This is a genomic window from Luteibacter sp. HA06 (genome assembly GCF_054061215.1).
This window is the reverse complement of sequence record NZ_JBSSDZ010000001.1, coordinates 1,843,231-1,860,874: the sequence shown is the minus strand read 5'-3', so window position 1 is coordinate 1,860,874 and position 17,644 is coordinate 1,843,231. Positions and strand designations below refer to the sequence as shown.

The window sequence follows — 17,644 nt, the reverse complement described above, 5'->3', positions numbered from 1 at the left end:
ATGTCCATCGAAGTCAAAGTCCCGGTCCTGCCCGAGTCGGTCTCGGACGCGCTCATCGCCACCTGGCACAAGAAGGCCGGTGATGCGGTCAAGCGCGACGAAAACCTGCTGGACCTCGAGACCGACAAGGTCGTGCTCGAAGTGCCCTCGCCTGTCGACGGCGTGCTGAAGGAAATCCGGTTCGAGGAAGGCTCCACGGTCACCTCCAGCCAGGTCATCGCCGTGATCGAGGAAGGCGCCGCCGCTGCCGCGCCCGCCCCGGCTCCGGCCGCTGCCGCCGCTGAAGCGCCCAAGGCCGAGAAGACCGAAGCCGCCGCACCGAAGGGTGTCGACGAGCTCTCCCCGGCCGGCCGCCGCGTCGCCGTCGAAGAGAACATCGACCCCTCCAAGGTCGCCGGCACCGGCCGCGATGGCCGCGTGACCAAGGAAGACCTGGTCAACGTCGGCAAGGGTGGCGCCGCCGCTCCCGCCGCCGCACCGGCTCCGGCCGCCAAGCCGACCCCGGGCAGCCGTCCGGAAGAGCGCGTGGCCATGACGCGTATCCGTACGCGCATCGCCGAGCGCCTCATGCAGTCGAAGAACTCGATCGCGATGCTCACCTCGTTCAACGAAGTGAACCTCGCCGAAGTCGTCAAGCTCCGTAAGGCCCTGGGCGAGCAGTTCGAGAAGGCCAACGGCGTCAAGCTCGGCTTCATGAGCTTCTTCGTCAAGGCGGCCACCGAAGCCCTCAAGCGCTACCCGGTGGTCAACGCCTCGGTAGACGGCTCGGACATCATCTATCACGGCTACCAGGACATCTCGATCGCCGTGTCGACCGAGAAGGGTCTGGTCACGCCGGTCCTGCGCGACGTGCAGGACATGTCTTTCGCGGATGTCGAGAAGGGCATCATCGGTTACGCCAAGAAGGCGCGTGACGGCAAGCTCGGCCTGGACGACCTCCAGGGCGGCACCTTCACCATCACCAACGGCGGCACCTTCGGTTCGCTGCTCTCCACCCCGATCGTGAACCCGCCGCAGAGCGCCATCCTCGGCATGCACACGATCAAGGAGCGCCCGATCGTCGAGAACGGCCAGGTCATCGCCGCTCCGATGATGTACATCGCCCTGTCGTACGACCATCGGATCATCGATGGCAAGGACGCCGTGCTCTTCCTGGTCGACATCAAGAACCAGCTGGAAAACCCGCAGCGGATGCTGCTCGGCCTTTGATGGTCGGTTGATTCATCAATGTGAAAGCGGGAGTCGAAAGACTCCCGTTTTCATGTTCCGACCCCATATTGGCGGTAGCAGAATCCCGCCGTTTCATCCGGAGCAAACCTAATGAGCGACAAGTTCGACGTCATCGTCATCGGTGCGGGCCCCGCGGGCTATGTGGCCGCGATCCGCGCCGCGCAGCTGGGCCTCAAGACCGCCGTGGTCGACGCCTTCGTCGGCAAGGACGGCAAGGCCGCCCTCGGCGGTACCTGCCTCAACGTCGGTTGCATCCCGTCGAAGGCGCTGCTGGATTCGTCCAAGCAGTTCCATAACCTGACGCACAACTTCAAGGATCACGGCATCACCGCCGAGAATCCGCAGATCGACATTGCGACCTTCATCGGCCGCAAGGACAAGATCGTCAAGCAGTTCACCGGCGGCGTGACCATGCTGTTCAAGGCGAACAAGGTCACCTCGTTCTTCGGCAAGGGCAAGCTCCTCAAGGGCAACCAGGTCGAAGTCACGGGTAACGACGGCGCGGTCCAGACGATCTCAGCGACCAACGTCATCCTCGCGTCGGGCTCGGTGCCCATCGAGTTGCCGTTCGCGAAGTTCGACAACACGCACATCATCGACAACACCGGCGCGCTCGACCTCACCGCCGTGCCCAAGCGCATGGGCGTGATCGGCGCCGGCGTGATCGGCCTCGAGCTCGGCAGCGTGTGGAAGCGTCTCGGTTCCGACGTCACCGTGCTGGAAGCGCTGCCGAAGTTCCTCGCCGTCGCCGACCAGGACATCGCCAAGATGGCCGCCCGCGAGTTCGCCAAGCAGGGCCTGGACATCAAGGTCAATGCGAAGGTCACGGCCGCCGAGGTCAAGGGTGACGAAGTCCATGTCAGCTACACCGACAAGGACGGCGCCGCGCAGTCGCTCGTCGTCGACAAGCTGCTGGTCGCCGTTGGCCGTCGCGCCTATACCGCCGGCCTGCTGGCCGACGACACGGGCGTGAAGCTCGACGAGCGCGGCCGCATCGTGGTCGACGAGCACAACCACACCGGCGTCGATGGCGTCTGGGCGATCGGCGATGCCGTTCGCGGCCCCATGCTTGCGCACAAGGGTTCCGAGGAAGGCGTCATGGTTGCCGAGCTCATCGCTGGCAAGCCGGGCCACATCAATCTCGACACCGTGCCCTGGGTCATCTACACCGAGCCCGAGATCGCCTGGGTCGGCAAGACCGAAGAGCAGCTCAAGGAAGAAGGCATCCCGTACAAGACCGGCGCCTTCCCGTTCGCCGCCAACGGCCGTGCCGTGGCGATGAACGAAGGTATCGGCCAGGTCAAGATGATTGCCCACGCCGAAACCGACCGGATCCTCGGCGTGCACATGGTCGGCCCGGTCGTCTCCGAGCTGATCCACGAGTGCGTCGTGGCAATGGAGTTCAAGGGCTCGTCGGAAGACCTCGCCCGCATCGTCCACGCCCACCCGGCGTTGTCGGAAGTCGTGCACGAGGCCGCCCTGTCGGTCGACAAGCGCGCCATCCACAAGGGCAACTGATCGCCTGTGCGACCTCAAGCCCGCTCATGCCATTAGCATGGGCGGGCTTTGTCGTTTCTGGGTGTCCTTACCAGAGCGCGCTTTGTGTGGGAACAGCGTGTGCTCTGGTAAGTACATAGGAGACTCGAATATGCGTGACATCAAATCCCTCTGTGTCTACTGCGGCTCCAGCAGCGGCGGCAACCCGGAATATACCCAGGCGGCAACAGCCTTCGGCACGCGGCTGGCGAAGGAAGGCATCGCCCTGGTCTACGGCGGTGGCAAGGTCGGCCTGATGGGCACCGTCGCCGATGCCGTGCTTGCGGCAGGAGGCCGCGTCATCGGCGTGATCCCGCGCCAGCTGGTCGAGAAGGAAGTCGCTCACACCGGCCTCTCGGAGCTGCAGGTCGTCGAGACCATGCACGAGCGCAAGACGCGCATGTACGAGCTCTCCGACGCCTTCGTCGCCCTGCCCGGCGGCTTCGGCACCATGGACGAGATGTTCGAGATGCTGACCTGGGCCCAGCTCGGCCTGCACAGCTACCCGTGTGCCTTCCTCGACGTTCGCGGGTTCTACGCGGGTCTTTCCGCGAGCATGGACCACATGGTCACCGAGGGCTTCGTCAAGAAGAACCAGCGCGACCAGGTCTGGTTCGGCGCCAGCATCGACGCCCTGTTCGACTGGATGAAGCACTACGAGTCCACCTACACACCGAAGTGGATCACGGGGACATCGGTCGACAGCGCCGCCTGATCGCGACTTTCCGGCGGCCCGGAGGGCCGTTTAGCCCGGCCACCCGGCGCCGTGAACGCTTGTCAAAACAGGTTTTGACCGCTGCACCATTGATACAAGCGCGCTGGCCGGTAGAATGAGCCCACGCCAGAGGCGCAACGCGCGACGTTTTTTCGTCACCGCAGAATTTCGAGACGGCCGCCTGGAAGGCGTACGTCATCAAGGACAACACATCGGGCTTCGTCCCGGGGGAAAGTGAATGGCTCGTATCCTGATCGTCGACGATTCGCCGTCGCAGTTGCTGGGCATCAAGCGCATCGTCGAGAAACTGGGCCATGAGGCCATCACGGCCGAGGACGGCGCGCAGGGCGTCGAGGTTGCCAAGCGCGAGCTTCCCGACCTGATCCTGATGGACGTCGTCATGCCGAACCTCAACGGCTTCCAGGCCACCCGTACCATCAGCAAGGAAGAAACGACCAAGCACATCCCGATCATCCTGGTCACGACCAAGGACCAGGACACCGACAAGGTGTGGGGTTTGCGCCAGGGCGCGAAGGATTACGTCGTCAAGCCGATCAAGGAAGAAGAGCTGGTCAAAGCCCTCAAGGAGCACCTGCCGGGCTGAGGGCTGCGGCTTCGCCGCAGCCGCAACACTAGCCCTGCCGCGGATCGAATCCCGGGAAGGCATCCTTGAACTCGGCGTAGGCCGCCTGCTCCTCGTGGGTTTCGGGGACCGGCACGCGGATTTCCAGCACGACGATCTGATCGCCTGGTTCCGAGCCCGGCAGACCCCGCCCCTTCAGGCGCAGTTTCCGGCCCGACTGCGAGCCTGCGGGAATGCGCAGGTCCACATGCCCGCCCAGTGTCGGGACCGGCACCGTGGCACCCATGGCGGCCTCCCACGGCGTGATCGGAAGCGTATGCGTGACTGTACGGCCCTCCAGACGGAACCGGACGTCGTCGCGGACGCCGATCTCGAGCAGCAGGTCGCCTGAGGGTCCGCCGCCCATCCCCGGATGACCCTGCCCCGCCAGCCGGATGGTCTGGCCCGGCGTGATCCCGGCCGGAATCTTCACCTCGAGTACGCGCTCGCTGCCCGAGGCATCGTTGAGCACAACGCGCGTCTTTCCGCCATTGAAGGCCGTCTGCAGGTCGGTCTCGATCTTTGCCTGGATATCCCGGCCCCGTCGCGCTTGCGACTGCTGTTGGCCCCGGGCACGACCACCGCCGCCAAACAGGCTTTCGAAGAAGTCGCTGAAGTCGCCGCCACCCCCACCGCCCTGGCCGAAGTCGTAGCTTCCACCCCCGCCCTGACCAAAGCCCGGCGGCGGACGGAACTGCTCGCCCTGGCGATAGCCGCCCGCACGGAGCTGGTCGTAGGCCCGACGCTTCTCGGGATCCTTCAGCGCCTCATTGGCTTCGTTGATCGCCTTGAATTTGTCTTCAGCACCCGGCTCCTTGTTCTTGTCCGGGTGGTACTTGCGCGCGAGCTTGCGGTACGCCGCCTTGATCTCGGCGTCGGTCGCTTCGGGCTTCACCCCAAGTGCTTCGTAATAATCCTTGAACTCCACAGGCTCTCCCGGGCTTGTGTCGAAAACAAAAAGCAGAATGCCCGCGGTGGCGCATGTCCACCGCGGGCCAGCATGACAAGCTTAAAGCGAATCAGCCCGCAGCGTTAATCTCAATACGACGCGGCGCACTCTCGGCCTTTTTCGGTATCGCGATTTCGAGCACGCCATGGGCGCCCGACGCCGTGATGCCCTCGGCATTGGCGCTTTCCGGCAAGGTGAAGCTGCGCTTGAACGAACCCGTGGCCCGCTCGACACGGCTGAACTTGCCTTCGGTCTCGCTCACGAACGCCTTGCGCTCGCCCTTGATGCTGAGCACGTTCTTTTCCATCTGGATCTCGATGTCGGCGAGGTTCACGCCCGGCACGTCGGCAAGGATCAGGAAACGGCCGCCCTCTTCACGAATGTCGACGCGCGGCGCCCAGGCACTCTCTGCCGCCGGTGCCGGCGCGGCGATCTCGTTGCCGAAGAGCTGTTCAAAGACGTTGCGGACGTCGCTGCCAAACACCGGCGCATGACGAAACGACACATGACGAAGCTGGTTCATCTGTTTGACTCCCAAGAAGTTTTCGGCCCGATGGCCGTCTGGGATCAAACATATGACCGACCCGTCGGGATTCAAGTGCCGCTGTCATTCGCAGCGGTTGGGCCCGATGTCGCGTTCGCGCTAAGCTCGGTCATCTTTCCCCGCAAAGGACACCCCATGACGATCGCAGTCGGCGACACCCTTCCGGATCACACGCTCACGCAGTTCGAAGATGGCATCAAGACCGTTTCCAGCGTCGATGTCCTCGGCAAGGGCAAGGTCGTGGTGTTCGCCGTGCCCGGCGCGTTCACCCCCACCTGCTCGAACAAACACCTGCCCGGCTACATCCAGCACATGGAAGACTTTCGCGAGCGCGGCATCAAGGTCGCCTGCATCTCGGTGAACGATGCCTTCGTGATGCACGCCTGGGGCATCTCGCAGGGCGTGCCGGATGATCTTCAGATGCTGGGTGATGGCAACGCCACGTTCGCCGTCGCCCTCGGCCTCGAGCTGGACGGCACGAAGAACGGCATGGGTATCCGTTCGAAGCGCTTCGCAATCTACGCGGAAGACGGCGTGGTGAAGGTCCTGCACGTGGAAGCGCCCGGCGAGTTCCGCGTCACGTCGGCCGAGGCGATGCTCGAAGCCATCGACAAGTAAGGAATGTGGGAGCCGCTTCAGCGGCGAATAAGAACATGTGGGAGCCGCTTCAGCGGCGAAAAGCCAACGGAGCGGCTTAGCCGTAAGGCCAATCGCCGATAAATCGGCTCCCACACAAAGCCAGCCGGTTCCACATATCCCGACAAAAAAAAAAAACCCCCGGAGATTGGACGGGTGTCCAACTTCCGGGGGTCAGTTCATTTTCAGCGGGGTTTTTCGTTCTTACCCTTCGGTCGGCTCGTCGCCGTCACCGGTGGGGCCGCTTTCGATCGGCGGCAGGTCGGCGGCGACATCACCGTCGACGACAACGTCGCCATCGATGACCTCACCCTCGATCTCGAGCTCTTCCTCAGCTTCGAGGCGAACCACGCCGATGAGCGTCTCGTCCTTCGGCAGCTTGATCAGCGTCACGCCCTGCGTGTTGCGGCTGAGCTGCGAGACTTCCGACACGCGCGTACGTACCAGCGTGCCCTGGTCGGAGATCAGCATCAGCTGCTGGGTCTCGGTGACCTGGGTGGCCGCCACGAGGTTGCCGTTACGGTCCGAGCACTGGATGGCGATGACGCCCTGTGTGCCACGGCCCTTCTTCGGGAACTCGTCGAGAGCGGTGCGCTTGCCGAAGCCACGTGCCGTCGCGGTGAGGATGTTGCCATCACCCTTTGCGACGATCAGCGAGACCACTTCCGCATCTTCCGCCAGGCGCATACCGCGCACGCCGGTGGCCGTACGACCCATCGAGCGCACGGTGCCTTCGTCGAAGCGCACCGACTTGCCGTTGGACGCGAAGAGCAACACGTCGCTCTCGCCGCCGGTCATGGCGACGTCGACCAGGGCATCGCCCTCGTCGAGGTTGATTGCGGCCTTGCCCTTCTGCAGCTGGAATGCGAACTCCGACAGCGGCGTCTTCTTGACCGTGCCCTTGCGGGTGGCAAAGAAGACGAAGCAGGTCGGGTCATACTCGCGCACCGGCAGCAGCGCCTGCACCTTCTCGCCCTCACCCAGCGGCAGGAGGTTCACGATCGGCTTGCCACGTGCACCCGGGCCAGCCTCCGGCATCTGGTACACCTTGAGCCAGTAAACACGGCCGGTGCTGGTGAAGGTCAGCAGGGTGTCATGGGTATTGACCACCCACAGCTGCTGCACGACGTCTTCGTCCTTCAGTGCCGAAGCCGAGCGACCCTTGCCGCCACGCTTCTGCGCACGATAAAGGCTTGCCGGCTGACGCTTGATGTAACCGGTGTGCGAGAGCGTCACCACCACGTCTTCCGGGGCGATGAGGTCGAGCACGTTCAGGTCTTCCTGCGAGTGCTGGATCTCGGTGCGACGCTCGTCGCCGTAGTCGGTGCGGATCTGCTCGAGCTCTTCGCGGATGACTTCGAGCAGACGCGACGGGTTCTCGAGAATCTCGATGAGGCCACGAATCGTGTTGAGGATTTCGCGATACTCGTCGGACAGCTTTTCCTGCTCGAGGCCGGTAAGGCGATGCAGGCGCATCTGCAGGATTTCGGTGGCCTGCGCTTCGGACAGCTGGTAGCCGTTCTCGTTGAGACCATCGCGCGGATCCATATCTTCCGGACGCGACGATTCCGCACCCGTGGCGGCGAGCAACGCCTTGACCAGACCCGGCTCCCAGCGACGGGCGACCATGCGCTCGCGCGCCTCGGCCGACGACGCGGACGTGCGGATCAGCTCGATCATCTCTTCGATGTTGGCGAGCGCAACCGTGAGGCCTTCGAGGATATGCGCGCGCTGGCGTGCCTTGCGCAGTTCGAAGATGGTGCGGCGCGTGACGACTTCGCGGCGATGGCGAATGAAGGCCTCGAGGATGTCCTTGAGGTTCATCAGCTTCGGCTGGCCGTCTAGCAGGGCCACCATGTTGATACCGAAGGTCACCTGCAGCTGGGTCTGCTGGAACAGGTTGTTCAGCACGACATCGCCCATGGAGTCGCGGCGAATCTCGATGACGACGCGCATGCCGTCCTTGTCGGACTCGTCGCGCAGCTCGCTGATGCCTTCGAGCTTCTTTTCCTTGACCAGCTCGGCGATCTTCTCGATCAGGCGAGCCTTGTTCACTTGGTACGGCAGCTCGTGGACGAGGATCGTCTCGCGGCCGTTGGACTCGGTTTCGATCGACGTGCGCGCACGCACGAGGATGCGGCCGCGGCCGGTGCGGTACGCCTCGATGATGCCGGACGAACCGTTGATGATGCCGGCGGTCGGGAAATCCGGGCCGGGAATGAAGGTCATCAGCTCGTCGACGCCGAGCGAGGGATCCTCGATCAGGCCGAGCACCGCATTGATGACTTCGGTCATGTTGTGCGGCGGGATATTCGTCGCCATGCCGACGGCGATACCGGCCGAACCGTTGACGAGCAGATTCGGCACGCGGGTCGGCAGGACCAGCGGCTCGTGTTCGCTTTCGTCGTAGTTCGGTCCGAAATCGACGGTTTCCTTGTCGATATCTGCCATCAGCTCGTGCGTGAGGCGCGCCATGCGCACCTCGGTGTATCGCATGGCTGCGGCGTTGTCGCCATCGACCGAACCGAAGTTACCCTGGCCGTCGACGAGCATGTAGCGCAGCGAGAACGGCTGTGCCATGCGGACGATCGTGTCGTAGACCGACGCGTCGCCGTGCGGATGGTACTTACCGATCACGTCACCGACCACGCGGGCCGACTTCTTGTACGGTTTGTTCCAGGAGTTGCTCAGCTCGTTCATGGCGAACAGCACGCGTCGATGTACCGGCTTGAGGCCGTCGCGCACATCGGGCAGTGCACGCCCGACGATGACGCTCATCGCGTAGTCGAGATAGCTCTGACGCATCTCGTCTTCGATATTGACGCGGATGACTTCTTTGGCGAGTTCTGCCATCAATCGGCTTCCTGGATGTCTAACAATAGGCCCCCGCCGGCCGCGCGATTCGCGGTATCGCGACGCGGCCGACCCAACCCGTCGATGATAGCACAACGGGTGCTGAAAAGACAGCTAAAAGACGTTCTAATTCAACGACTTACGCAGGTGTTTTGGCGGTGCGGTAAAGCAGTGTCCTGGCGAACAGGAAATTCGCCACGGAGCCCCCTACCGACCCTGCCGCCACGGCCACCGCGGGCCATGCGCGAAGCGCGGGAAATACCTGGAAAACGAGCACGTAAACGCCGTTGTTTATCACCGCACCGACCGCCATCAGGCCCATCCAGCGCAGCCACTCCGAGCCCTGGCTCTGGCCCGAATCGCGTTGCGCGAAGGTATGGTTGCGGTTCCACCACCAGGTAACGCTGGCAGCGCTGAGGAACGAGACGATACGGGCGGTGTATACGCTCCACCCGGCCAGGCGCACCAGGCCCTGGGCGATGCCTGCATCGACGATGAAGCCGAGCAGGCCGCCCACCGCGAAAAGCGCGACTTCGCGGCGCAGACGACTCACGGAAACAGGATCCGCATCTGTTCTTCGTCGGGCTTGAGGATCACGCCGCGCTCGGTGACGATGGCATCGATCAGCTCCGCCGGGGTCACGTCGAACACCGGGTTCCAGGCGTCGGCACCCTCGATCACGGTACGCGTGCCGGCAATCGACAACAGTTCCGTTGCGTCGCGCAACTCGATCTCGATGTCGTCACCGGTCGCTGTCGCCATGTCGACGGTGGTGGATGGCGCCACCACCATGAACTTCACGCCGTGGTGGCGTGCGGCGATGGCCAGCTGGTAGGTGCCGATCTTGTTAGCGGTGTCGCCGTTGGCCGCGATGCGATCCGCGCCGACGATGACCCATTTCACCTTGCCGTCCTTCATGAGGTGCGAGGCGGCGGAATCGGCGATGAGCCTGGCGGGGATGCCGTCTCGCACCAGCTCCCACATGGTCAGGCGGGCACCCTGCTGCCACGGACGCGTCTCGCCGGCGTACACCTGCTCGATATTGCCCATGGCGACACCGGCACGAATCACGCCCAAAGCCGTACCGTATCCGGCGGTGGCAAGCGAACCGGTGTTGCAGTGCGTGAGCACGTGCGAACCCGCTTCGATCAGCGACGCGCCGAGTTCACCCATGTGACGGTTGGCAGCGAGGTCTTCGTCCTGGATGGCCTGCGCTTCGACTTCCAGCGCGGCAGCATCCGCGCCTGCAAGCACGCGCCGGTTCATGCGGTCCAACGCCCACATCAGGTTAACCGCCGTGGGGCGCGCAGCGCGCAACATGGCCATGGAAGAAGCGAGATCTTCGCCCTTCTGCGCCGCCAGTACGACGCCCCATGCCGCGGCGATACCGATGGCCGGAGCACCCCGCACGGCGAGGTCGCGGATGGCACGCGTGACGTCGTCGGAGTTCACACAGTCGAACCAGATTTCTTCCGCCGGAAGGCGACGCTGGTCGAGCAGGCGGAGACGGTCGCCCTGCCACTGCACGGCGCGAATGGAGTCGTGGGAGTCGTTCGTAGTCATGGGGCCATTATCGCATTCTTGGGCGCGCTGCCGCGCGAATCGCCGCTGAAGCGGCTCCCACACAAGGCCTGCGCCGATCGCCCCCCACCCCAATCAGCACCCCCTTGTGGGAGCCGCTTCAGCGGCGATGCTCTTCCAGCTCCACATCACCCTGATTGACGAAAATCAGCACCCCGATGATTGCCATGTAGAACCGGAAGGCCCCTTCCTGCCCATTCCACGCCTTCGATTGCCACATGGCAAACCACTCCCCGCCAACCACCATGAAACCGAAGAACCAGACCACGAAGCCGAGGGCGCAGCCGGCGACAACCCAGCGTTTGGCCGCCTGAAAGAGGTGAGCCGATTGGTGGCGGGCACGCCAGAGGACGATGCTTCCGACAAGGAGCAACACGCCCGTCGCCGCCTCGCCAGTAATAATGAGAACGTAACCGGCGTGCCACATCCATGGCCGGACGATCGCCCTTTCCAGCAACGCGTTGCCCGGAAAGGTCGTATCCATCGACAACACATGCTGCACGAAGGCGAAGTTCGAGCCATAGTCGATGAGGTTGTCGTATGCCACGACCAGTGCAAAGGCCGCCAGCGTCAGCGAGAGAAGGATCTTGGCCAGGCGCGCAGTCATGCCAACTAACGGCTGGCGAGCCAGTCATGGATGGCAGGCGGCACCTGGGCCTGCGCACGACCGGAAACGTAGACCCCGATATGGCCGCCCTTGAAAACGAGCGCGGTGTAATCCTTGCTGCCAATGACATCGCCCATGGGCGTGGACGCGGCCGGCGGCACGAGGTGATCCTGCTCGGCGTAGATGTTCAGCACCGGGTGGGTGATCTTTTTCAGATCGATCGCCTTGCCACCGATGTGCACCTCACCCTTGATCAGTTGGTTCTTCTGGAAGAAGTCGCGAGCGAACTCGCGAAACGCCTCACCCGCCTGGTCGGGTGAATCGAAGATCCACTTTTCCATGCGCAGGAAATTCTCGACTTCCTTCGGGTTGTCGAGGATGTCCACGAGGCCGACGTACTTCTGCTGGTTCAGACGAACTGGCTTCAGCGTGAGGTAGGCGAAGTTCATGACATCGGCCGGGATATTGCCGTACGTATCCACGAACAGGTCGATGTCGATATTGCGCGCCCAGTGCGACAGCATGTTGTCGGGCGTATGGAAGTCTACCGGCGTCACCATGGTGACCAGGTTGCGCACTTTTTCCGGGTGCAGCGCGGCGTAGCAGAGTGAGAACACCCCGCCCTGGCAGATGCCGAGCAGGTTGAGCGATTCGATGGCATGACGCTTTCGGATCACGTCGATGCAACGGTCAAGGTAGCCGTCGATGTAATCCTCGAGGGTGAGCCAACGGTCGGCACCGTCGGGATAGCCCCAGTCGATGAGGTAGACGTCTTCGCCCTGCGCGAGCAGGTTACGCACCATCGAGCGGTCTTCCTGCAGATCGACCATCCACGGCGTATTGACCAGTGCGTAGCAGATCAACAGCGGCGTCTTCGCCGTCGGTTTCTTCGAGCCCTTGAAGTGCCAAAGCGTCAGCTTGTCTTCGGAATAGACCGCCTCGCGCGGCGTCGTGCCGAGCTCAATGGGACCGAGGTGCTTCAGCGTTTCCATCCCCGCTTCGAGCTTGCGACGGAAGGCTTCGACTTCGACGCGCGCGCTCTCGGGATCGAACGAAAACGGATTCCCGTTCATCGCGCCCTACCCTTCTTCGCAACGGCCTTTGCCTTGCCAGCCACCTTCTTTCCTGTGGGAGCCGCTTCAGCGGCGATAGGTCGCCGCGACACGCCAGCCTTCTTGCCGGGCGCTTTTCCCGCCCGCAACGCCGCCACTTCAGCGCGCAGTGCCTCTACTTCCGCAACAAGACCGTGCATGTGCCGCAACTCCCGACGCATCGCCTGCAGCCGCTCGCCGAGACTATCCACCTCGGTACGCGTCGGCATGCCGGCCTGCTTCGTCACCCGCTCGACCTGCTTCTGCTGCAGTACTTTCAGACGCATCTGCGCATTCACCAGCGCGGCATAGACCTCGCGGAATTCATCAGAAAGCGCGGCCTCGCCGTAATTCTCCTCGGCAAGATTCACCCAACGGTCGTACACCGAACGCATGGATTCAGGGTCCGATGGCACGGGCTGATCACGCAGCGCCGCACCGGCGCGGTCGTTCACGCCCTGCAACAGCGCCTGGAAACGCGCGTAATGCTCAGCGTAGTCGATCCATGCGCGGAACAAGGCCTGCTGCTCTTCCTGCTGCTCGCGTGTCAGGCCGAACGCCGGCATCGACAGCGCCTCGCGCGCGACCTTCGCCCACTCGTCGAATTGCTCGGTACCTGGCTGGGGCATGGCGGCGCCCGGTGGCGGACCATAGCCGAAGGGCGCGGCTCCCGGCGGAGGACCGTACCCAAACGGTGCCGCACCTGGTGGAAAGGCACCGGGCGGCCCATAAGGTGAGTCGCCAACAGGACCGGGCTGGCCGAACGGTGGCACGCCACCCATGGCGAACGGGGCAGCCCCGGGTTCACCGGCCGCCATCGAGCGCATCCAGTCGCCGTATCCACTCAGGCCACTGAACATCCGGCCCATGATGTCGGCAGATGGCGACGCAGCCGCCCCCTGGGTGGCAGGGTCGAACTGGCGCGACCAGGTCTCGAGGCCCGCGCGGACGAAGGCCTGATACTGGTCGATGAAATCGTTGGGCTTATCGGACATGGGGTAATCGTACCGCGTGGCGGGGCAGAGAAATGTGGTAGCCGGCTATGCCGGCGATAACGCCTGCCGCTTAACCGCTCCGTTGGCTTTTCGCCGATGACTCGGCTCCCACATTGTCGAGATCGCCGATGAATCGGCCCCTACAGGGGGGGAATCGTCGCCCCGGAAACGACAAAGCCCGGTGTCGTTAAACACCGGGCTTTGCAGGAGCAGCTTGACGCAGGCTTAGCCGGTGACGTTTTCGTCTTCGGTGACAGCCTTCATCGACAGGCGGATACGGCCCTGCTTATCGACTTCGAGGACCTTGACCTTGACGATGTCGCCTTCCTTGAGCTTGTCGGAGACCTTCTCGACGCGCTCGCTGGAGATCTGCGAGACGTGAACGAGACCGTCCTTGCCCGGCATGATCGTAACGAAGGCACCGAAGTCCATCAGCTTGGCGACCTTGCCCTCGTAGATGCGGCCCGGCTCGACGTCCGAAACGATCTGCTCGATGCGCTTGCGCGCGGCTTCGGCGGCTTCGCGGTTGACCGACGCGATGACCACGTTGCCGTCATCGGTGATGTCGATCGTGGTACCGGTCTCTTCGGTGATCGAACGGATGGTCGCGCCACCCTTGCCGATCACTTCGCGGATCTTGTCCGGGTGGATCTTGATCGTGAGCAGGCGCGGTGCGAACTCGCTCATTTCCGAGCGGGCTTCGGTGATGCACTTGGCCATTTCGCCGAGGATATGCAGGCGACCACGCTTGGCCTGGGCCAGCGCCGTGCGCATGATTTCTTCGGTGATGCCGTCGACCTTGATGTCCATCTGCAGCGCGGACACGCCATCGGCGGTACCGGCTACCTTGAAGTCCATGTCACCGAGGTGATCTTCATCACCCAGGATGTCGGAGAGCACGACGAAGTCGTTGCCTTCCTTCACCAGGCCCATGGCGATACCGGCAACAGGCGACTTCAGCGGGACGCCCGCATCCATCATGGCCAGCGACGAACCGCAGACCGAAGCCATCGACGAGGAACCGTTCGACTCGGTGATTTCCGAGACGACGCGGATCACGTACGGGAACTCTTCGATCGTCGGCTTGACAGCCTGCACACCGCGCTTGGCGAGACGGCCGTGGCCGATTTCGCGACGCTTCGGGCTGCCGACGCGACCGGTTTCACCGACCGAGAACGGAGGGAAGTTGTAATGGAAGAGGAACGTATCCTTCCACTCGCCTTCCGGCGCGTCGATGAGCTGCGAGTCACGGGTCGTGCCCAGCGTGGCAACGACCAGGGCCTGCGTTTCACCGCGGGTGAAGAGCGCCGAACCGTGCGTGCGCGGCAGGACGCCGACGCGCACCGAGATCGGGCGGACGTCGTCGAGCTGGCGACCGTCGATGCGAACCTTCGTGCTGAGCACGCCGTCGCGCAGGGTGCGGTATTCGACTTCGCCAAAGGCGTTGCCGATGTCGGCGTCGGTCCAGCCATTGGCTTCGGCGTCGGCGGCGATAGCCGTCTTCACTTCAGACTTGAGCGCGCTGACCACGTCACGACGGGCAAGCTTGTCGCGGATCTGGAAGGCTTCGGTGAAGCGGGTGCCGACGGTGGCCTTGACCGCGTCGTACAGGGCCGTCTTAGCAACCGGGGCTTCCCACTTGAACGTCTTGACGCCGGCTTCGGCGACGAAGGCGTTGATCGTGTCGATCGCGAGCTGCATCTGCTGGTGACCGAACACCACCGCGCCGAGCATGACGTCTTCGCTGAGGAGCTTGGCTTCCGACTCGACCATCATCACGGCGCTGGAGGTACCGGCCACGACGAGGTCGAGGTCGGAGGTCTTCAGCTGGGCGGCGGTCGGGTTGAGGATGTACTGGCCAGCGGCGTAACCGACGCGAGCCGCACCGATCGGGCCCTTGAAGGGCACGCCGGCGAGACGCATGGCAGCCGAAGCGCCGATCAGCGCCGGGATGTCACCGTCGACTTCCGGGTTCAGCGACACAACCTGTGCGATGACCTGGATTTCGTTACGGAACTCTTCCGGGAACAGCGGACGAAGCGGACGATCGATCAGGCGCGAGGTAAGCGTTTCCTTCTCGGTCGGACGGCCTTCGCGCTTGAAGAAGCCACCCGGGATACGACCCGCGGAGTAGAACTTCTCCATGTAGTCGACCGTGAGCGGGAAGAAGTCCTGGCCGTCGCGCGCCTTGGGGGCAGCGACGACAGTGACCAGAACGACAGTGCCGCCCATGCTGACCATGACCGCACCGGAGGCCTGGCGGGCAATTTCGCCCGTCTCCAGTGTGACTTCGTGACTACCGTACTGGAATGACTTGGTTACTTTCGCCACCGTGTTCTCCTCGTCCTGGTTCGTTTTAGCGGCGCAGGCCGAGGCGTTCGATCAGGGTCTGGTAACGACCCAGGTCATTGGCCTTCAGATACGAAAGAAGCTTCTTGCGCTGGTTGACCATCTTCAGCAGGCCGCGACGCGAGTGGTGGTCCTGCTTGTGAGCCTGGAAATGATCCTGCAGCTGCAGGATGTTGGCGGACAGCAGGGCGACCTGGACTTCGGTCGAGCCGGTGTCGTTTTCCTTGCGGCCGAAATCCTTGATGATCTGACCGGTCTGTTCGGGAGTAAGCATGTGAATCGATTCCTTAAAAGCGGGTGCGAAGCTTGCGCAACCTCAGCGGTCCGCTGAAGTTGCGCAAGCTTCGCAATGTGTTGAATGCTATGAAACGAGCACTCTATTGTAACGTCGTGCGCGTAGCGGCAACAAGCCCGGTCACGCGGCGGGAAGGTTGAGACCCCGCAGCACCCTGAGCAGGCCGTCATCGGTGATTTCGCCGAGCGCCATGAGACGACCGTCGACACTCCACACCGCACATCGCCCTTGCCCAACCCCTTCCCCCAGCGGGACCGGCTGGCCAAAGCCGAAAATGCGTGTCTGTTCCGGATCCAGTTCCACCCGGGGGATATGTGCCAGGCCGGCATCGACCGGCAACAGGAAGGCTTCGAGCTGATCCGGCCCGATGTCGGCGGCATCGCGCAGCTCGTCGAGCGTGACCATCGGCGGCTCCATGAACGGCTCGACCCAGAGCCGGCGCAGGCCGGTCAGGTGGGCACCGCAGCCAAGATTTGCACCGAAATCGACCGCCAGACTCCGGACATACGTGCCGGACCCGCATTCCACATGCAGACGAATGGTGTTGCCGTCCCGCGCGATCACCTCGAGCCGGTAGACGTCGACCTCGCGGGCGGGCACATCCACCGTCTCGCCGCGCCGGGCCCGGACGTAGAGCGGCACACCATCCTGCTTGATCGCCGAATAGGCCGGCGGGATCTGCACGATGTGTCCGCGCAGCGGCGCCAGCGCCGATTCGATCGCCGCGTCGTCCAACTCGGGAACGGGGCGCGTCTCGACCACCTCGCCTTCCAGGTCGGCCGTCGTCGTCGTCGTGCCCAGACGCACTTCGGCCTCGTAGGCTTTGCGCGAGCCCAGCAGCCATCCAGCGAGCTTGGTCGCTTCACCGAAACACAGGGGCAACAGCCCGGTCGCGAGGGGGTCCAGGCTCCCGGTATGTCCGCCTTTGGCGGCGCCCACGAGCCGGCGCGCCGTCTGCAGGGCCTGGTTGGAACTCAGGCCGAGCGGCTTATCGAGCAGGAGGATGCCGTGGATGTCACGGAAGGTTCGGCGTTTCATGGGTAGGTCGACGGCTCAGGACATTGTGGGAACCGGCTTTGCCGGCAATCCTGCGGCAGCGGGCAAGCTTGCGGCTAGCACCTATCGCCGCTGAAGCGGCTCCTACCAGGCAAGAGCATCGCCGATGAATCGGCTCCTACGGGAGGAGCCGATAGATCAGTCTTCTTTCGGTTCGTCGGCCGGATCTAACGGGGGGGCCGGGTTTTCGCGTAGCAGGCGCTCGATGCGTTCACCGGTATCGACAGATTCGTCGTACTTGAACTTCAGTTGGGGCACCTTGCGCAGAATCATCGACTTCGACAGCGCATGACGGAACTCGGGAGCGAGCTCCTTCAGCGCTTTCATGACCACCGCCGACTCTTCCGGCTTGAGTGCCGTGACCCATACGGTAGCCCAGTCGAGATCACGGGTTACTTCGACATCCGACACGCTGGCCGACGGCAGCGCGTAGTCGCGCACAGCGGCATGCAACAGTTCGCTGACTTCGCGGCGAAGCTGGGCGGACACGCGGTCGGTACGCTTGAAATCACGGGACGGCATATCCGCCTCCAGTTTTTGATAGGTGCATAAACAAAGAAAGCCTCCCCGGCGAACCGGGGAGGC

17 protein-coding genes are annotated in these 17,644 nt (G+C 63.5%); 5 read left to right on the top strand and 12 right to left on the bottom strand.

Annotated elements, in window-relative coordinates; genetic code table 11:
• The 4 genes from odhB to pilH all read left to right on the top strand — a co-directional run bounded on the left by odhB (position 1) and on the right by pilH (position 4,085).
• Positions 1-1,209, top strand: coding sequence for a 2-oxoglutarate dehydrogenase complex dihydrolipoyllysine-residue succinyltransferase (gene odhB / locus ACVWWJ_RS08560; protein ID WP_159895656.1), 1,209 nt, complete (start codon positions 1-3; stop codon positions 1,207-1,209).
• A 111-nt stretch (positions 1,210-1,320) separates the two neighbouring features.
• Entirely contained in the window at positions 1,321-2,748 is a 1,428-nt protein-coding gene (gene lpdA / locus ACVWWJ_RS08555; protein ID WP_159895658.1) for a dihydrolipoyl dehydrogenase, read from the top strand.
• Positions 2,749-2,887: 139 nt separating this feature from the next.
• Positions 2,888-3,481, top strand: coding sequence for an LOG family protein (locus ACVWWJ_RS08550; RefSeq protein WP_456969684.1), 594 nt, complete (start codon positions 2,888-2,890; stop codon positions 3,479-3,481).
• 238 nt (positions 3,482-3,719) lie between these two features.
• Positions 3,720-4,085 carry a twitching motility response regulator PilH gene (pilH, locus tag ACVWWJ_RS08545; protein ID WP_107913876.1) on the top strand — a complete coding sequence of 122 codons (366 nt, stop codon included), beginning with the start codon at positions 3,720-3,722 and terminating at the stop codon, positions 4,083-4,085.
• 28 nt (positions 4,086-4,113) lie between these two features.
• On the opposite strand, the gene ACVWWJ_RS08540 is transcribed toward pilH, so the two are convergent.
• Both ACVWWJ_RS08540 and ACVWWJ_RS08535 read right to left on the bottom strand, forming a co-directional pair.
• A complete protein-coding gene (locus tag ACVWWJ_RS08540; RefSeq protein WP_159895662.1) occupies positions 4,114-5,031 on the bottom strand; it encodes a DnaJ C-terminal domain-containing protein in 918 nt (305 codons plus the stop codon).
• A gap of 91 nt (positions 5,032-5,122) precedes the next feature.
• Positions 5,123-5,650 (bottom strand): Hsp20/alpha crystallin family protein, encoded by a 528-nt coding sequence (locus ACVWWJ_RS08535; RefSeq protein ID WP_456967406.1) that lies wholly within the window; start codon positions 5,648-5,650, stop codon positions 5,123-5,125.
• An 81-nt stretch (positions 5,651-5,731) separates the two neighbouring features.
• Here ACVWWJ_RS08535 and ACVWWJ_RS08530 point away from each other — a divergent pair, with 81 nt between their 5' ends.
• The gene (locus tag ACVWWJ_RS08530) at positions 5,732-6,214 is read left to right on the top strand and encodes a redoxin family protein (protein ID WP_456967405.1); all 483 of its coding nucleotides are present in this window, start codon (positions 5,732-5,734) and stop codon (positions 6,212-6,214) included.
• Positions 6,215-6,436: 222 nt separating this feature from the next.
• Here ACVWWJ_RS08530 and gyrA read toward each other — a convergent pair whose 3' ends face one another.
• From gyrA to rbfA, 10 genes are all read right to left on the bottom strand, one after another.
• Positions 6,437-9,085 carry a DNA gyrase subunit A gene (gene gyrA, locus ACVWWJ_RS08525; protein WP_456967404.1) on the bottom strand — a complete coding sequence of 883 codons (2,649 nt, stop codon included), beginning with the start codon at positions 9,083-9,085 and terminating at the stop codon, positions 6,437-6,439.
• A 139-nt stretch (positions 9,086-9,224) separates the two neighbouring features.
• On the bottom strand, positions 9,225-9,638 hold the full coding sequence (locus ACVWWJ_RS08520) for a GtrA family protein (RefSeq protein ID WP_159895670.1): 414 nt from the start codon (positions 9,636-9,638) through the stop codon (positions 9,225-9,227).
• A complete protein-coding gene (gene mtnA / locus ACVWWJ_RS08515; protein ID WP_456967403.1) occupies positions 9,635-10,648 on the bottom strand; it encodes an S-methyl-5-thioribose-1-phosphate isomerase in 1,014 nt (337 codons plus the stop codon). Before mtnA ends, ACVWWJ_RS08520 begins: the two co-directional genes overlap by 4 nt.
• Before the next feature lie 118 nt (positions 10,649-10,766).
• Positions 10,767-11,273 carry a DUF2165 family protein gene (locus ACVWWJ_RS08510; RefSeq protein ID WP_456967401.1) on the bottom strand — a complete coding sequence of 169 codons (507 nt, stop codon included), beginning with the start codon at positions 11,271-11,273 and terminating at the stop codon, positions 10,767-10,769.
• Positions 11,274-11,278: 5 nt separating this feature from the next.
• Positions 11,279-12,346: a class III poly(R)-hydroxyalkanoic acid synthase subunit PhaC gene (locus ACVWWJ_RS08505; protein ID WP_456967400.1), complete on the bottom strand. Its 1,068-nt coding sequence runs from the start codon at positions 12,344-12,346 to the stop codon at positions 11,279-11,281.
• Positions 12,343-13,359, bottom strand: a complete 1,017-nt coding sequence (locus ACVWWJ_RS08500; protein WP_456967399.1) for a poly(R)-hydroxyalkanoic acid synthase subunit PhaE — start codon at positions 13,357-13,359, stop codon at positions 12,343-12,345. The genes ACVWWJ_RS08505 and ACVWWJ_RS08500 overlap by 4 nt, the downstream gene beginning before the upstream one ends.
• A gap of 225 nt (positions 13,360-13,584) precedes the next feature.
• Positions 13,585-15,690 (bottom strand): polyribonucleotide nucleotidyltransferase, encoded by a 2,106-nt coding sequence (gene pnp, locus ACVWWJ_RS08495; protein ID WP_456967398.1) that lies wholly within the window; start codon positions 15,688-15,690, stop codon positions 13,585-13,587.
• Between the two features lie 25 nt (positions 15,691-15,715).
• The gene (rpsO, locus tag ACVWWJ_RS08490; RefSeq protein ID WP_046981277.1) at positions 15,716-15,982 is read right to left on the bottom strand and encodes a 30S ribosomal protein S15; all 267 of its coding nucleotides are present in this window, start codon (positions 15,980-15,982) and stop codon (positions 15,716-15,718) included.
• A 141-nt stretch (positions 15,983-16,123) separates the two neighbouring features.
• A complete protein-coding gene (gene truB, locus ACVWWJ_RS08485; protein WP_456967397.1) occupies positions 16,124-17,041 on the bottom strand; it encodes a tRNA pseudouridine(55) synthase TruB in 918 nt (305 codons plus the stop codon).
• A 156-nt stretch (positions 17,042-17,197) separates the two neighbouring features.
• Positions 17,198-17,581, bottom strand: coding sequence for a 30S ribosome-binding factor RbfA (gene rbfA / locus ACVWWJ_RS08480; RefSeq protein WP_159895684.1), 384 nt, complete (start codon positions 17,579-17,581; stop codon positions 17,198-17,200).
• Positions 17,582-17,644: the final 63 nt, after the last annotated feature.